Source organism: Psychrobacter sp. DWR1-2-3 (assembly GCF_049896465.1).
GTDB classification, from domain to species: domain Bacteria; phylum Pseudomonadota; class Gammaproteobacteria; order Pseudomonadales; family Moraxellaceae; genus Psychrobacter; species Psychrobacter maritimus.
On sequence record NZ_JAFCUJ010000001.1, the window covers coordinates 495,169 to 511,582 of the forward strand.

The 16,414-nt window shown below is 43.4% G+C and carries 13 protein-coding genes; 6 read left to right on the forward strand and 7 right to left on the reverse strand.

All coding sequences use genetic code 11. The annotated features are described in order from the left end of the window. Positions 1-24: 24 nt before the first annotated feature. The 6 genes from gspD to ACP7AA_RS02010 form a co-directional block, all read right to left on the reverse strand. A complete protein-coding gene (gene gspD, locus ACP7AA_RS01985; protein ID WP_426222488.1) occupies positions 25-2,295 on the reverse strand; it encodes a type II secretion system secretin GspD in 2,271 nt (756 codons plus the stop codon). A 196-nt stretch (positions 2,296-2,491) separates the two neighbouring features. Beyond that, positions 2,492-3,412, reverse strand: coding sequence for a type II secretion system protein N (locus ACP7AA_RS01990; RefSeq protein WP_426222489.1), 921 nt, complete (start codon positions 3,410-3,412; stop codon positions 2,492-2,494). Then, on the reverse strand, positions 3,413-4,264 hold the full coding sequence (gspN, locus tag ACP7AA_RS01995) for a type II secretion system protein N (protein WP_426222490.1): 852 nt from the start codon (positions 4,262-4,264) through the stop codon (positions 3,413-3,415). It abuts the gene before it with no gap. 207 nt (positions 4,265-4,471) lie between these two features. Then, positions 4,472-4,795: an H-NS family nucleoid-associated regulatory protein gene (locus tag ACP7AA_RS02000; protein WP_426222491.1), complete on the reverse strand. Its 324-nt coding sequence runs from the start codon at positions 4,793-4,795 to the stop codon at positions 4,472-4,474. 322 nt (positions 4,796-5,117) lie between these two features. Next, positions 5,118-5,816, reverse strand: coding sequence for a single-stranded DNA-binding protein (ssb, locus tag ACP7AA_RS02005; protein WP_201619723.1), 699 nt, complete (start codon positions 5,814-5,816; stop codon positions 5,118-5,120). 106 nt (positions 5,817-5,922) lie between these two features. Continuing rightward, positions 5,923-7,287 (reverse strand): MFS transporter, encoded by a 1,365-nt coding sequence (locus ACP7AA_RS02010; protein ID WP_426222492.1) that lies wholly within the window; start codon positions 7,285-7,287, stop codon positions 5,923-5,925. Between the two features lie 599 nt (positions 7,288-7,886). Here ACP7AA_RS02010 and uvrA point away from each other — a divergent pair. The 3 genes from uvrA to ACP7AA_RS02025 all read left to right on the forward strand — a co-directional run bounded on the left by uvrA (position 7,887) and on the right by ACP7AA_RS02025 (position 13,009). Further along, positions 7,887-10,793, forward strand: coding sequence for an excinuclease ABC subunit UvrA (uvrA, locus tag ACP7AA_RS02015; protein WP_426222493.1), 2,907 nt, complete (start codon positions 7,887-7,889; stop codon positions 10,791-10,793). Between the two features lie 227 nt (positions 10,794-11,020). Beyond that, positions 11,021-12,256, forward strand: coding sequence for an AAA family ATPase (locus ACP7AA_RS02020; protein ID WP_426222494.1), 1,236 nt, complete (start codon positions 11,021-11,023; stop codon positions 12,254-12,256). A gap of 9 nt (positions 12,257-12,265) precedes the next feature. After that, positions 12,266-13,009: an RloB family protein gene (locus ACP7AA_RS02025; RefSeq protein WP_426222495.1), complete on the forward strand. Its 744-nt coding sequence runs from the start codon at positions 12,266-12,268 to the stop codon at positions 13,007-13,009. Between the two features lie 45 nt (positions 13,010-13,054). Here the strand turns inward: ACP7AA_RS02025 and ACP7AA_RS02030 are convergent, their stop codons facing one another. After that, entirely contained in the window at positions 13,055-13,336 is a 282-nt protein-coding gene (locus ACP7AA_RS02030) for a DUF503 domain-containing protein (RefSeq protein WP_020444135.1), read from the reverse strand. A 163-nt stretch (positions 13,337-13,499) separates the two neighbouring features. Here ACP7AA_RS02030 and ACP7AA_RS02035 point away from each other — a divergent pair, with 163 nt between their 5' ends. The 3 genes from ACP7AA_RS02035 to gorA all read left to right on the forward strand — a co-directional run bounded on the left by ACP7AA_RS02035 (position 13,500) and on the right by gorA (position 16,299). Beyond that, positions 13,500-14,291 carry a threonine/serine ThrE exporter family protein gene (locus ACP7AA_RS02035; protein ID WP_426222496.1) on the forward strand — a complete coding sequence of 264 codons (792 nt, stop codon included), beginning with the start codon at positions 13,500-13,502 and terminating at the stop codon, positions 14,289-14,291. A 1-nt stretch (position 14,292) separates the two neighbouring features. Further along, a complete protein-coding gene (locus ACP7AA_RS02040; protein ID WP_068037441.1) occupies positions 14,293-14,745 on the forward strand; it encodes a threonine/serine exporter family protein in 453 nt (150 codons plus the stop codon). A gap of 198 nt (positions 14,746-14,943) precedes the next feature. Continuing rightward, a complete protein-coding gene (gorA, locus tag ACP7AA_RS02045) occupies positions 14,944-16,299 on the forward strand; it encodes a glutathione-disulfide reductase (RefSeq protein ID WP_201628196.1) in 1,356 nt (451 codons plus the stop codon). Positions 16,300-16,414 lie beyond the last annotated feature (115 nt).

The following is a 16,414-nucleotide window of genomic DNA, read 5'->3' on the forward strand; positions in this document are numbered from 1 at the left end:
TGACAACTTATCTATTATGAGCGTTTAGCGCTTTAACGGATAAGTTGTGATACCGCTGCCGCTTGGGCTATCTACTTTGGTAAAGCCTTGAGAAGTCGTTTTTGGCGTTTGGTCACGTTTAGGCACCAGTGGGTTAAGTGGCATCAATTCATAGTCGGCACTGATATTACCATTCCAACCTTCTGTACCACTAAGCGGTAACTGTTTAATCGTGCCGTTTTTATCGATAACCAGTTGCAGGACGCGCATCTGATTGTATTTACGCTCGGTCACACTGGCTACAGCCCCGCCATCGCGTAAGATAGTCGGCTGTAAAAATATGATTAAGTTACTCTTCTGGTTACTGTCATTGTCAGAACGGAACAGTCGACCAAACAAGGGCATATTACCCAAGCCGGGCACTTTTTGTTGGCGCGTGGTGGTGTTATCGCGCATCAAACCACCTAAGGCGATGGTTTGCTGATCATCGGCTAAAATCGTGGTATTAATCAGGCTTTTATTGGTAATAAGACCGCTGGCATTGCCGGCGCTGCCCGGTACGACCGACGAGACTTCTTGTGAAACTTCCAAACGTACGGTGCCATTATCACCAATATGAGGAATGACGTTCAGGTTGATACCGATATCTTGCCGGTCAATGGTCTGGAAAGGGTTGGTCGAAGAATCGCTGCCTGTGGTATAAGAGCCGGTGACAAAAGGCACGTTTTGACCAACCAAAATGCTTGCCTTTTCATTATCCAAGGTCAGAATCGAGGGCATCGACAGTAGATTGGCACTGGTCGATGAGTCAAGAGCTTGTAAGATAGCGCCATAAAACTGAGTATTGCCTTGGCTGTCTTTTTTACTATCACCGATTCCAATCAAAGCACCCGCAATCGAGCCTGCTGCCGCACTGATACCTGCTCCACCCGATAAGGCGGCGGCTGCAAGCGAAACCGCACTCGCGCCAACGTTATTAAAGTTGACGACGCCATAACCACTATTGGCATTACCGAGCGCCCATTGCACGCCAAGTTGGGTAGCATCATCGCCTGATACTTCGACAATTGCTGCTTGAATCAAGACCTGAGCGCGGCGGCTATCGAGCTGATTGACGGCGTCTTCAATCTCGAACATCAGCTCTGGCGCGGCATTAACGATGACAGCATTTTGGGTTTCATCAGCGATAATACTAAAAGGTCGACCACCAATACCAGTACTTGCGCCACCCGAGCTGCTAGTCGATAAAGCGGCCGCACCGCTATTGCCACTAGTATTGTTGCTAGCACCATTACCCACACTTGCATTAGCGCCGCTATTGAGTGTTGAGCCAGTACCACTGGCACCGTTTAAAGAAGCAGACTCTAAGGTTGACGTCGCACCAGAGCTATTAATAGATTGACTGGCAAGCAAGCCGCGCAGCATCTCTGCAATATGACCGGCGCTGGCATACTTTAAGCGAAAGACCCGTAGACCACTCAAACGCCTCGTGGGCGTAGTATCAAGCTGATTGACCATTTCTTGCACTTTAGCAATCATCTCAGGACTGCCTTTCACCAATAATCTATCGCTAGACGTATCAGCAATGACCTTTAGCTGATTGTTGCCACCTTGGGCTTGCCCGCTACCCGCGCTTGCGACCAAAGCACTGATCAGCTCCATCATGCGCTCAGCATCGACATGACGTAGCGGTATCACTTGCAAACTGTCATTAACGTTGCTGTCTAAATCACGGATAAGCGCCGTCAACTGATTAAGACTATCAGCGCGATCAGATAACACCAAAGCATTAACGCCCGGCACTGCTGCTGCGTGAGCTGACTGCGGCATCAGCGGTCGAATCACGCCGAGCACTTCTGCTGCTTGGGTATTGGTCAAATAAATCACCCGCGTCGCTAGCGCTTCACCGACGCTATTACCCTGTAAATCTACCGCAACGCCAGATTGTTTGGCGACGTTATCAGGCACCAGCTTAATCGTCGTACCTGAGTCGATAGCGGCAATACCATTGACCTGCATGACACTTAAGAACAGCTGATAAATCTCGTCACGCGACAATGCTTTGTTAGAAATGACGGTAACATTACCATTGATACGCGGATCAAGCACAAAGTTTTGATCGGTAATAGTTGCCACTTCATTAATAAAAGCTTTGATATCGGCATCTTGTAGATTCACCTTCCAGCTTTCTGCACTCACTAGCCCCGTACTCGCTGCCCATAGCGGAATAGCTAGGCACAGCGGACGGCACAGACGCATCAAACGCTGCAAAATATGGTGTAAAGGCGTGACCGAGAAATTTTGAGAACTGACCATATTGATAATTACCTACAGTGATGTCGCGGATATACTAAGTTTCATGAGTGCTAAGTTTCATAAGTGTTAAATACAATATGTGCTGGATGTAATATGAACTGAAACTGAATTGGATAGCTAATTAATGTTCTTTAGCGACTTGCCAACTATAAGAGCAAGCAAGTCTGTATCTAAAAAATCGGCTTTAAACTCTAAGCTAGAACTGCTGGCGAATGGTAATCACTTGATCGCCACGCTGTACTTCTATTTGTGCTTCACCGGCTTGTTTTACTTGCTGTAAGACGCTGGCATCTTGCCCAGGATTACTGCCAACGCTTTGACCATTAACGGTCAGTACCTTATCACCAGGCTCCAGCCCTAAGCGATTACGTAATTTAGCTGGCATAGCGGCTGTGACCTGATAGCTCTCACCTGACGCCATGACGCCCATTCGACTTAAATAACTGGCGGGATTGGATTGTAATTCGGTGACGGCTTCATCGATTGCTGACTTTGGCTCGCCCTCGCTGCTTGCCTCCCCATTTGGCACCGTTTCAGGATTAACTTGGTCTGGTGATGATAGGTTAGGTGAATTAGGCAACATAGTATTATCTGGCAAACGCTGATTGCTCACCGCACCTGCCAGCATAGCGCTTTGGTCGAGTGGCATAGCTTCTGCCATTCTGATGACAGTTTCTTTATCATAAGCATCAGCGATAATGACTTCATTCCAATCGACGGCAACCAGCGTATAGTCACTGTCTTTTAAAGTGTCACCGATACGGTAGTTTTTCACTTCACCATTGACATCCAATAGGGCCGAAGACAGACTCTCTGGTATCGCAATAAGTACGCCCTTTAGCCCAATATTAGGCGGCGGTTGTACTGCGGCAGCGATAGGATCAGGGTCAGCAAAAATGGCAAACAAACCACTATAGTCGGTATTTGAGTTCGCTATATTCTGTAAAGGCGCAAGCGGTAACGCGGGCGCTAATGGAGCAGCTAGCAGCAGCCACAGTAACCGCGCCGCTGTCCAACACAACCAAATAATGGCCAATAACAACAACCACGCTGAAAAGCGATTGAGCGTATTGATAATAGGTTTTATTCGGCTAGAGATATCGGTAGCATTCATCATCTAGCGTGCCCCCAAGCCATTGAGCAGCGGCTGCCGCACACTGACTACGGGCGTATCTTGCGGTGCTTGTCCTTTATATTCTGGCATATTTTCTAATAGACGCTGGGTTAAGCTGACGTCTAACATATTATCGCCATCGATATACAGATCGCCCAAGCGCTTATCTTGATTGTTTACCAGATTGATATGCAGCAGATTTTTACTGTTCTTTTGCTCGGCACTGAGCTCAGCACGCAGCGCTGGCATGGTGATATAAAAAACCTTACCGCCGCTAGGATAGCCCACTTCACCGCCAACCCAAGTCAGCTGACCACTCGCCTCACTAAAGCCGGCCGCCTTGGTAGCTGAGCCACTATTATTCGAACCATTAGCTGAATTACTTGCTGCGGTATTTGCGGCAGACTGACGTTTTAAAGAGACGTTATTGACCTGAATCGGCGCATTAGGCAACTGCCAATCGACCACACTCGCCAAAGTTTCAGGGGCGATTTTACCGCTCATGTTTTGAATTTGCCATGAGCTGGTGCCTACTTTAACCTGACCATTTAAACGGGTTTGCTCTGAGCTGATATCAACTTCAGCCCCTAGTTTGCCTAATAATAAATGCCACGGCTGCCACGACCATTCAGCGGCGCCTGTAAGCGGTGTTGCTGACACGGGCAGCTGCCAAATCGCTGAGCCTTGCCATAAGTTGCCCGACACATGTTGCACATACGGCGTATCTGGGGCGTATTTTTCAAGTAGCCATGCCGCTGGCATTTGCAAGACGGCAAATAGCGCAAATAGGATAAAGCCAAATAGCCACCAGAGCTTGCGGGGACGCTTGTAAGACGATGTGGATACTTGAGGCACAGTTACCTAACTCTTATATAAGACAAAAACGTCATTATCATAGCAAACAATGGCATACAGATGACAGAAAAAAAGCCAGTATCTTTGCACCAAAATACTGGCGCTAAAGATACTGGCTTTTATCTATCCACTTGCTTATTAAGCAATCATTATCAATGACGCATGAAAGCAAAATAAAATCAGACATTCATAAAGGCGTTTAACTGATTAAATAGCAAAATCTTCCAATTTACGACCTGCGGCTAGGGCGTCTACCAACCAAGTTGGTTTGCGACCACGACCGGTCCAGGTTTCTTCGTTATTACTGGTATTGCGATATTTAATACTGCGTTTTTTCTCAAGTTTCTCGCCCGCTTGTAGAATCTCTTCAATGCTGGCTTCACTTTCTTCAGCAATTTTTTCAAACTGCATATAAGCATCATATAAACGCTGGTGTTGTTTTTGGGCAATAAGTTGCTGGGCATTTTCGGTAATGGCGCGTAGCTCATTAACGTTGAGGTTATTTAAATCAATCATGTTATTTTTGCTCATCATAATCTCCACTTTTATATCAAGGTTATAAATCAAATAGCATGATTGCTAATGACTTATGAATAATAAAAATCGTAAGTAGCAGTAATATAAACAAAAATATAATCCATCACAAGTATTGATTGGTATTCAGTGATAAAGGGCTACGCATAAATGCCATTAAAGCAGAAACGGTTTTAAACGATAGTTGGTTTTATATTAGTATTTATAATGTTGTTTATATTTTTAATTATCAATATACACAAAAGCCAATAGCATAAAAAAAGAGCCTGTATTCACAGGCTCTTCATTTTTTAATCAGCATTCTTTATTCATGTGTATCCTAGAACGGAATATCATCATCTACAGGGCCATCAGGCATCGCTGTCGGCTTCGACTGTGCTGGTGCTTGAGCGGGCTTATTAAACTGATTTTGCGCTGGCGCATTTTGATTGTTAAAGCTGTTTTGATTGCTGTTTTGGTTATTGCCTTGTGACATACCTTGAGAAGCTGGAGCACCGCCTTGGTTATAGCCACTTTGCTGGTTATTGGCTGGTTGACCATAATTATTTTGGTTAGCTTGACCCTGATTTTGATTTGAGCTTTGACCGCCTTGATTGCTATAGCCGCCGCCCTGATTACCGTAACCACCCTGACTTTGACCTGAATTTTGACCACCAAAACCACCGCCGTCACCACTACCGCCGGTCGCGCCGTCTAGCATTTGCATTTGCTCAGCACGAATCTCAGTAATATAACGGTCTTGGCCATTGGGATCTTGATATTTACGCGTACGCAAGCTGCCTTCGATATAGACCTTGCTGCCTTTACGAAGATACTGTGCCGCGATTTCACCTAAACGATTAAACAATGAAATGCGATGCCATTCCGTTGCTTCTCTTTTTTCACCGCTTTGCTTGTCAGTCCACTGCTCTGAGGTCGCAACCGAAATATTGGTCACGCTACCGCCGTTACTGAATTGACGTGCCTCGGGGTCTGCTCCAAGGTTACCGATGATGATAACTTTATTAACTCCGCGCATAATGTTGTCCTTTTATTGACAAATTGTTTTATGAATATTTTAATAACTATTAAATGAAACTGATTAATAATATCAGTAATATGAATTTACTTTAACCAATTTTTGTTTAAATATCTAGGGGGCTTTGCGCCAGATGCGACAGCTCTTGTCGCGAAGAATCGGTCAGCTGGGTTTTGTCTAGTTTTAAATAAGCGACCTGCTCTTTTGCCATCACGACCAACTCATCAACGCCTTCTACCGCCAGCATTTGCCGTGACCAATCTTGGATATTGATATCTTTAGGAATGGTAACGGTGGTACTTGATAAATAAGGCGGCTGCGCAATCGGGATAATCAGTAGTAGCGCCGCGGCCATAATGGCGGCCAATATGCCCCACGCCAATAGATTGGGCTGGGTCAATAATAAACCACCCATTGCCCCGCCGACAAAAGCACCAAAAAACTGACTTGATGAATTCAGTCCCATTGCCGTCGCTTTATTGGCAACTGGGGCACGCTTCGATATCCAAGACGGTATTGTCGCTTCGAGCAAGTTAAAGCCCATAAAATACAGCAATAAGCCTAAGATAATACCCACGCCGACCTGACTACCGATGGCCAATAACGCTAGAGCAGCGGTCATTAACGCAATTGCCCCTAAAAATACTTGGCGCATTTTGCGTTTCTTCTCAGCGATGATAATAAAGGGTATCGCCACGGCAAAGCCAATAAACAATAACGGCAAATAAACCAAACCTTGCTGACGTACCGATAAGCCCAATACCTCATTAAGCTGATGCGGCAAGATAACAAAGATGGCGGTCATCGTTAAATGTAGGGCAAAAATACCAATATGCAAACGGTTTAAATCGCCAATCTTTAGCACTGTCGCTAACTGCTGACCAATCGATTTATTATCAAGATTATGCTTAAGCACCCGTAGCGGCGTTGGTACAAATAGTAATAACAACATCGCCAAAACAGCGAAACCTGCGGTCAACCAAAATAACCCTGATATACCAAGCGAGCCGACCAATAAAGGCCCAAAGGCAAACGCCAGCATAATGGAAGTAGCAATAGTTAAGCCCATGGTCGCCATTGCTTTGGTACGCATCTCTTCGCGCGTAACGTCTGCTAACAGCGCCATCAATACCGCCGAAACCGCGCCACTACCTGCCAGTGCCCGACCGATAATAACCTCGTAAATATCTGTGGCATTGGCGGCGATGATACCGCCAAGTGCAAATAATATCAGACCCAAAAAGATAATCGGCTTACGCGGAAACTTATCAGCGGCAAGGCTCATCGGTATCTGAAAAATAGCCTGCCCTAGCCCATAAATACCGACCGCCAAGCCAATCAGAAACGGTGTCGCATGCGTATAATTATCACCATATACAGAAAATACTGGCACAATCATAAACAAGCCAATCATCCGCAAGGCAAAAATACCACCGACCCCGAGGATTGCCCGTTTTTCTACGCTATTCATACTTGCCTCACTGGTTCATCATTGCTGGTTTATCACGGCAGCTCTGCTGGTATTATTACGACGCTATCAAGGCTTTAGCCTGCAAATTAAGCCCCCTAGTATAAGACATTCGCCGTTTGCTTGCCGAGACTTTTGCCCTTCTGCTTCAGCAGTGTCATGGACGCCGACTTAAGCCATTCATTTTACGCGATAATTTTGTTACTAAGTGCATCTAATGGCTTATTACACCTTGAATAATGCAGCTACCATGACAATAAAGTAAGACGTTGAACACGCTATTACTTGAACAAAATTTATAACCAATTTTGTGCTAAAACGTCATTGTTTTGCCAAATCTATAACACACCACTCATATTAGTTACCCTTTATTTAGATTACCTTTATCCATTTCAAGTATTAAAGGTATTGCATAAAAGAGACAACCATTACTATCGCTTTATGAAAACTACCTAATGAAAACTGGGCACTTTTATAAAGCCATAGTAATCTAAATAGCAGTTTGAACATCATCCACGTTTTTGATCACTCACTGAACTCATATTGATTGACCCTTTTGAATTTTTAAAAATACCCTTTAGCAAATAGGAAACCTATCACCGATGGCACATGAGTATATTAAGGTCCGCGGCGCACGTACGCACAATCTAAAAAATATCGATTTAGACATTCCACGAGATAAGTTTGTGGTCATTACTGGTTTATCAGGCTCTGGTAAATCTTCATTAGCATTTGATACCCTATATGCTGAAGGGCAACGTCGCTATGTCGAGAGTTTGTCGGCTTATGCGCGTCAGTTCCTCTCGCAAATGGAAAAGCCCGATGTCGATAGTATCGAAGGCTTGTCACCGGCGATTGCCATCGAGCAAAAATCAACCAACCATAACCCGCGCTCAACGGTTGGTACGATTACCGAAATTTATGACTATCTGCGCCTGCTCTATGCGCGTATCGGTACTCCCTTTTGCCCAGAGCATGGCGAGCCAATGGTCGCGCAGTCGGTGACTGAAATGGTCGATCAAGTCATGGCGCTGCCTGTTGACACCAAGCTTATGATACTGGCACCGGTGATTCGAGAGCGTAAAGGCGAGCATACGGTATTGCTTGAGCAATTAATTGGGCAAGGCTTTGTGCGTGTGCGCGTCGATGGCGATGTCTACGATACTGACGAGCTACCAACGCTCGATAAAAAGAAAAAGCATACCATCGAAGTCGTCGTTGACCGCTTTAAAGTCCGTGATGATTTAGGTAACCGCGTCGCTGAAAGTCTAGAGACGGCGCTACGTCTAGGACAAGGTCTGGTCACGCTGCACTTTATGGATGGCAATCCAAAAGAAGGCGGTGATGCTAACCAAGTGATGTCAGCTAAGCATTCTTGCCCTGTTTGTGATCGCGCCGTGTCTGAGCTTGAACCGCGTATGTTCAGTTTTAACAATCCCTACGGTGCTTGCCCAAGCTGTGATGGTCTCGGTAAACGTCAGTATTTCTCTGCCGAAAAGCTGATCACCCATCATGAAAAATCGCTCAACCAAGGGGCGATTAATGGTTGGGATAAGCGCCATGCGTATTACTTTGGTCTGCTCTCTACCGTCTGCAATCATTTTAACATTGACATGGATGCACCGTGGCAAGAGCTACCAAAAGCGCAGCAAGATATCATCATGCAGGGCTCAGGTAAAGAGAAGCTGACGTTTAACTTTACTGATGAGCGCGGTCGTAAAACCAATAAGACTGTGCCATTTGAAGGTGTGCTGCCTTATTTAGAGCGCCGTTATGCTAAAACCCAAAGTAACCTTGTGCGTGACGAGTTGGCAAAATATTTAGCCGATACCACTTGTAACGTCTGTGATGGCGCGCGTCTCAATGAGATTTCACGCAACGTGCGCGTAGACGATCAAACCATTGCCCAAATCGTCAAGCTGTCTATCGGTGATGCCGCTGACTATTATAAAACGCTAAAAATTGGCGGTCATAAAGGCGAAGTTGCAGAAAAAATCTTTAAAGAGATTAATGAGCGTCTAAATTTCTTAGTTAGCGTCGGACTTGATTATCTATCCCTTGCCCGCTCTGCTGAAACCTTGTCAGGCGGTGAAGCGCAGCGTATTCGTCTGGCTAGCCAAATTGGTGCTGGTCTGATGGGTGTGATGTATGTCCTCGATGAGCCGTCAATCGGTCTGCATCAGCGCGATAATGATCGTCTGCTAAAAACCCTAACGCGCTTACGTGATTTGGGCAATACGGTACTGGTCGTTGAACATGATGAAGATGCGATTCGCCAAGCGGATCACGTCATCGATATCGGTGTCGGCGCGGGCGTCCATGGCGGCCATATCATCGCTCAAGGTACGGTCGATGACATCATGGCAAATAAAGAATCGCTAACTGGACAATATATGTCTGGTAAGAAAAAAATCGAGATTCCAAGCATTCGTCATAAAGCCAAAACGATCGATATGGAAGTTAAAGGAAAAGCCAAGCCTAAACAAGTACCGATGACTATTGAGCTCAAAGGCGCATCCGGCAACAACTTGCACGATGTTGATCTGACCTTGCCAATCGGTATCATGACTTGTATCACTGGGGTTTCGGGTTCTGGTAAATCTACCCTCATCAACCGTACTTTGATGCCATTAGCCGCAACGCAATTAAATAATGCCTCAACGCTCATCGCCGATAAGCATGACAGCATCACTGGTCTTGAGCATTTGGATAAAATGGTTGATATCGATCAAAGCCCGATTGGTCGTACGCCGCGCTCAAACCCAGCAACGTATACTGGTGTATTTACGCCCGTACGTGAGATGTTTGCACAAACTCAAGAAGCACGTGCTCGTGGTTATAAAGCTGGTCGCTTTAGCTTTAACGTGAAAGGCGGACGCTGTGAGATGTGTCAGGGTGATGGTCTTATCAAAGTTGAGATGCATTTCTTACCTGATATGTATGTGCCGTGTGATACCTGTGAAGGCAAGCGCTATAACCGCGAGACCTTAGAGATTCACTATAAAGGTAAAAATATCGCCGACGTTCTCGATATGACCGTTGAAGATGCCACTGAGTTCTTCTCAGCCATTCCAGCGATTTATCGTCGCCTACAAGCCTTGATGGATGTTGGTCTGAGTTATATCCGTCTGGGTCAGTCGGCACCGACATTATCAGGTGGTGAAGCGCAACGTGTGAAATTGGCGCGTGAGCTTGCCAAACGGGATACCGGACAGACGCTCTATATCTTAGATGAGCCAACCACTGGTTTGCATTTCCATGATATTGATAAGCTGCTCAATATTTTGCATACTCTACGCGATAAAGGTAATACCATCGTGGTCATCGAGCACAATCTTGACGTTATCAAAACGGCGGATTGGGTGATTGACCTTGGCCCTGAAGGTGGTAAAGGTGGCGGACTGATTATCGCGGAAGGTACGCCTGAAGAAGTGGCAGAAGTCAAAGGCTCATATACAGGTGAGTTTTTGAAGCCGATGCTTAAGCAAGGTATGAAAGAAGTGAGTTAATAGAACTTAGGTAACAATTAATGAAAGGCTACTCTTTAGGGAGTGGCCTTTTTTGTTGGGTTAGTTTGGAGAATAAGTAAAGTAAATAATTACTCATAATAGACGATTTATTAGGATGTGTGAATAATTAATAGTTGCATAATCACAAGCAATCATATTAGTATGTAGGCGATATAATGGATGTTTTATCCATTATATCGCCTACATACTAATAATAGGTTAGAATCATGATTATTGACTTCACTGTTGAAAACCTCTTATCTTTTAAAGAAAGCCAAACTTTGAGTCTTGTAGCCCAACCTCCTTACGATATCCATCCTAGCCATCTTCTTGACACGCCAGATGATAAAATAAAGTTATTAAAAGCTGTAGTAATTTATGGTGCTAATGCTTCAGGAAAGTCTAATCTTTTGTCTGCGTTAAATTACTTAAAACGTATTGTTGTCAATTCCAATAAAAGCTCAGTAGGCGACAAATTTTCAGTCACTCCATTTCTGCTTAATAAACAAAACAAAGTTGCGCCAACCTCTTTTGAGATTAATTTCTTTTGTGAAAATATTCGTTATAACTATATTGTTAGTTTAGATAGAGAAAAAATTCATTTCGAGAGCCTATCATCTTATCCAAAAAAGCAGAGAAGGAACGTATTCACAAGGGAACTGATTGGCGAAAAATTTGTTTATAAATTTGGTTCAGATCTGAAACCAGAGAGACTTTATGATGATATCTCTCAGAAAACCTTGAAGAACACTTTATTTTTATCTAAAGCTGTCAATGAGAACAGTTACGAGTTGCTACCAGTCTATCAATGGTTTCTAGAAAGCTTAGGTGAAGAAGATCATATTAACGATGTGGCTGAGAAGGTTCATTCAGATAACCAATATAAAGAAAATCTAATTAAGTTTCTCAGTCTAAATGATATTAGTATTGTAGACCTAGATATTGATAAGAAAAGTTTTGCTGATGTACTTAGTCAAGATAGAGATATACCCACTGAAATCAAGGAAAAAATTATTGAGGATAATCAAAATAATTTTTTCTATAAAATTCAGACAATTCATAAAGACTATGATGAAGATTTTGTCTCATTTGACTTCGAACTAGAGTCTAGAGGTACTCATAAATTATTCTCTTTATCCTCATTAATTGAGAAAGCACCAGCTACTAAGACATTTTATGTTGATGAGCTAAGTGCAGACTTGCATCCACTTTTAGTAAAGAATTTTTTAAATAATTTTCAAATTAATTCAAACAACCAACTTATTTGTGTTACTCATGATACTCATCTCATCGATCAAAATAGCTTGAGAAAAGACCAGATTTACTTCGTAGAAAAAAACTCTGAACAATCATCAGAGTTATATTCCCTATTGGAATTTAAAGTCAGGAATGACCGTGAGAACTGGGAATCGCGCTATTTGTCAGGTAGATATGGTGCTACGCCTGCTGTATTTGATTTGTAGGAGATAGTTATGGGCAGTGACAACATAAAGAGAATAGAAATAGTTAAAAATCGAGAAAGGCGCCAAGCAAGGAAGCTTAGTCGTAAGACTCAAAACCGTACATCGATACCTAGGATTCTAATAGTAACAGAAGGCCTAACCGAAGAAATTTACTTTAAAACTTTGAAAAGGAATCTAAAGTTAAACTCTGTAAAAATTATAAAAAGTTCTTATACGGATTCTAATGGTATTGTTCAAGATGCTAAAAATAATGGAATAAAATCTATCGACGATCATGATGAATACAATTATATATTTTGCGTTTTTGATTTAGATACAGTAAAGAATAAGCAATTTCTCTCAAACATTGAGAAATATAATACAAAATATGAAAACTTTAACAGCATTATTTATCCAATATTAACCTTTCCATGCATAGAGTTTTGGTTTATTTTGCATTATAACTGTCATATTGCTCCTTTTTCAGATAGTCGAAATCGCTCAGTTGGCGAAAATACTAAAATAGAACTCAAAAAGTATCAGGGAGATTATCATGAAACTAACTATGAATGCATAGACGAATTGGCTTCTAAGTACAAAACAGCAATGCACAATGCTGAAGCACTTATGGAGCAACAAATAAACTGTAGCTCTTCTAATCCAATTACTAATGTCCATCAATTGGTAACGCTCTTACACAATATTTACAGTAGAACACAAGATTATAAATATCAAAAAGAACTAGATGATTTTCTTCTTAGTAATATTAACTAGGGCGTGTCCTCATTTTTATCACCATTTTTAAAATGAGGCCATCCCCTAAATAAACTCCCTCTCAACATTCATCACCCTTGCATCTACTGTCCGCTCTAGCTTCTCTTCAATTTGACTGCATTGCGACTCAACCTCACGTTTAGACAGCCCGACTATCACAAACGTCCACTCGCTAGCATCATGCCGATCCCGCTCACCGCTTTCACATACCGCGACGCTTGGTGTATTGCCAAAGCGTGCATGCAAGCCGCCCATGCGTTGGCGTTTTTCTTTTAACGAGCTACAGCCGGGTAGCGCAAAAGTCAGGGTTAAGATAGCGATATGCATTTTATTCTCCTTGCGACAGTGGTTTACGCTTTATAATAGTAGCAAATAAGCACGGCAAGTTATGCTATCGTTACCTTGCCGTATCGATAACCTATAACCGCTCACACTGTTTATGGTTATAGCATTCATAAAAATCACAATAGCCAACATGCGTATCTAATCAATGACCTCTATCAGCTACGTACAGCAACAGCACATTACTCGATTATGCGTGCGCTGCGGATTACTCCTTATGCAATATGGCGCTGAGTCTGCCGTGGTGGTGGACTTATCCAAACGCTTGGGTCTTGCCTTGGGGATGAATAGCGTAGAATGTTCGCTAAACTTTAATGCCATCACCCTGACCACCATCTGTGATGAGCGCTGTATTACCACCACTCGAGACACGATCAATCAGAACATCAATGTCAATTTATTGGTACAAATCCAGCAAATTATCAATAAAACCGAAGCTGCCATAGATAATGATGCGTTGGTTGACCGCACCACCCTTGCGTTTGATGAGTTAGATAATAAGTCGGTGTATCCAACGTGGTTAATAGGCATATTCGTTGGCGCATCTTGTGCCGCATTTGCTTATCTAAACGGTGGCAGTTGGTCAATTACCGCCGTGACCTTTATCGCAGGTATGGTGGCGATGTTTACCCGTATTTATCTGGCCAAGCACCATTTTAATCCCTTTATCACCGTTATCGTGACGGCTTTTATTGCCTCTTTAATTGGCTCGTCCACCTATTACTTTGATATTGGTAATAATGCCGATATTGCGGTTGCCTCAAGCGTGCTGTTACTGGTGCCAAGCTTCCCGTTAATCAATTCTTTCTCAGATATCCTAAAAGGCTATGTCAATATTGGCATTGGCCGTGCCGTTTTTACCTATATGCTGACCTTGTCGGCGTGCGTTGGCATTGTGATGGCGCTGGTTTTACTGCAAATACAGCACTGGGGGTTTTAAGATGTGGTTTATTGAAACCGTGGTGCTGTCGTGTATCATTACTCTTGGTTGGACGCTGATGTTTAGCGTGCCCAAACGCTATATTTTGCCGTGCTTGCTGATGACTGCGTTTGGATTTGGGCTAAAAACAGCGCTGGTCTATCAACATATCCATCTGGTGGTGGCCAGCTTCTTTGGGGCGATGCTTGCCAGCTTCTTGGGCGTGTATTTTTCAAAAAAGTATACCCTACCGCCCAAAGCGTTAATCTCGCCAAGCGTCATCTGTATGATGCCAGGTATCGCCGCTTATAAGGCGATGGTCAGTATGGTACAGATTGGCTATTTTGGTTTTTCAGACGAGTTATTTAGCCAAATGATGGTGTATTTGTTTGAAGCCTTATTTGTGACCTCAGGATTGGTATTGGGCTTATCCATTCCCGGACTGTTATTTTATAGGCGGCGTGCCATAGTCTAGGCGGGTTTAAATGGCGGGCTATTTCTGCCTAAATAATTTTATATTCTGATGCTAGCTGGCATACCCTTATAAGAAAAACCTTGTAAGATTTATTATCATACCCATTACAATAGAGTTCAAAATAACAGAATTAAAAAATAATAGACTGCAAAATTTCACCAATACGCATTAATACGTACTGAATAAAGAGACTTAACCATGACAAAACATTATGACTATATTTCCATTGGCGGCGGTAGCGGCGGCATTGCCTCGATCAATCGAGCAGCGAGCTATGGCAAAAAATGCGCCATTATCGAAGCCGACAAATTGGGCGGCACTTGCGTAAACTGGGGCTGCGTACCCAAAAAGGTGATGTGGTACGGCGCGCAAGTTGCTGAAGCCATTGAAAAGTATGCGCCAGATTATGGCTTTGATGTTGAATTAAAAGGCTTTGACTTTCAAAAGCTGGTACAAAGTCGCCAACAATATATCGAAAATATTCACCGCTCTTATGATAATAATTTGGCGAAAAATGGCGTTGAGGTGATAAAAGGCTTTGCCAAATTTGTCGATACCAATACGGTAGAGGTCAATGGCGAACTCATTACCGCTGACCATATTTTGATTGCGACGGGCGGTCACCCGATTCAACCCGATATCAAAGGCGCAGAATACGGCATCAATTCTGATGGTTTTTTTGCTTTGAATCATTTGCCAAAACGCGTGGCTATCGTCGGCGCAGGATATATCGCCGTTGAAATTGCAGGAGTAATGAATAGCTTAGGCGCTGAGGTACATCTTTATGTGCGTCAACACTCGCCGCTGCGCTCATTTGACCACACTATCGTGGAAACCTTACTGATAGAGATGGAGCAAGACGGCATTCAATTGCACACTAATACGACGCTAACTGAGGTCAATAAAAATGAAGATGGTAGTCTGACCTTATGCACCAAAGATGGTACCCTCGATACGGTAGATTGCTTGATTTGGGCCGTTGGTCGTGCGCCCTCCACCGACAATATCAACTTGCAAGTGACAGGGGTAGAGACGACCGAGTTTGGCAAAATTAAAGTCGATAAGTTTCAAAATACCAATGTTAAAGGGATTTATGCGGTCGGCGATATTATCGAAAACAGCATTGATTTGACGCCGGTGGCTATTGCCGCAGGTCGTCGCCTATCTGAGCGCTTATTTAATGATAAGACTAATGAGCATCTAAGTTATGATTTGATACCAACGGTCATCTTTACCCACCCTGCTATCGGTACGATTGGCTTGTCTGAAATCGACGCGGTTGAGCAATATGGCAAAGAAAATATTAAGTGCTATAAATCGACCTTTACCTCTATGTATAGTGCGGTGACCCAGCACCGTCAAAAATGCGTGATGAAGCTGGTATGCTTGGGTGAGGATGAAAAAGTGATTGGCCTGCATGGCATCGGCTATGGCGTCGATGAGATGATTCAAGGGTTTGCGGTGGCGATAAAGATGGGCGCGACCAAAGCTGATTTTGATGATACGGTCGCCATTCATCCTACGGGTTCAGAAGAGTTTGTGACGATGCGTTAGTTTTTATAGACTGGGCGATATTAATCACAGTCTTAGAAATTATAAAAAGGATGCTTATTAGGCATCCTTTTTTATTGTCCATAATCAGTAGACATGCTGATTTATTAGAAAATGC

Excerpts from the sequence above, each read along its gene's own strand:
- gorA (WP_201628196.1), top strand. The coding sequence starts at position 14,944 with ATGACAAAACATTATGACTATATTTCCATTGGCGGCGGTAGCGGCGGC.
- ACP7AA_RS02010 (WP_426222492.1), bottom strand. The coding sequence starts at position 7,287 with ATGAATAGCGTAGAAAAACGGGCAATCCTCGGGGTCGGTGGTATTTTT.
- uvrA (WP_426222493.1), top strand. The coding sequence starts at position 7,887 with ATGGCACATGAGTATATTAAGGTCCGCGGCGCACGTACGCACAATCTA.
- gspD (WP_426222488.1), bottom strand. The coding sequence starts at position 2,295 with ATGGTCAGTTCTCAAAATTTCTCGGTCACGCCTTTACACCATATTTTG.
- ACP7AA_RS02025 (WP_426222495.1), top strand. The coding sequence starts at position 12,266 with ATGGGCAGTGACAACATAAAGAGAATAGAAATAGTTAAAAATCGAGAA.
- ACP7AA_RS02040 (WP_068037441.1), top strand. The coding sequence starts at position 14,293 with ATGTGGTTTATTGAAACCGTGGTGCTGTCGTGTATCATTACTCTTGGT.
- ACP7AA_RS02000 (WP_426222491.1), bottom strand. The coding sequence starts at position 4,795 with ATGAGCAAAAATAACATGATTGATTTAAATAACCTCAACGTTAATGAG.
- ACP7AA_RS02030 (WP_020444135.1), bottom strand. The coding sequence starts at position 13,336 with ATGCATATCGCTATCTTAACCCTGACTTTTGCGCTACCCGGCTGTAGC.
- ACP7AA_RS02035 (WP_426222496.1), top strand. The coding sequence starts at position 13,500 with ATGACCTCTATCAGCTACGTACAGCAACAGCACATTACTCGATTATGC.
- ACP7AA_RS02020 (WP_426222494.1), top strand. The coding sequence starts at position 11,021 with ATGATTATTGACTTCACTGTTGAAAACCTCTTATCTTTTAAAGAAAGC.
- ssb (WP_201619723.1), bottom strand. The coding sequence starts at position 5,816 with ATGCGCGGAGTTAATAAAGTTATCATCATCGGTAACCTTGGAGCAGAC.
- ACP7AA_RS01990 (WP_426222489.1), bottom strand. The coding sequence starts at position 3,412 with ATGATGAATGCTACCGATATCTCTAGCCGAATAAAACCTATTATCAAT.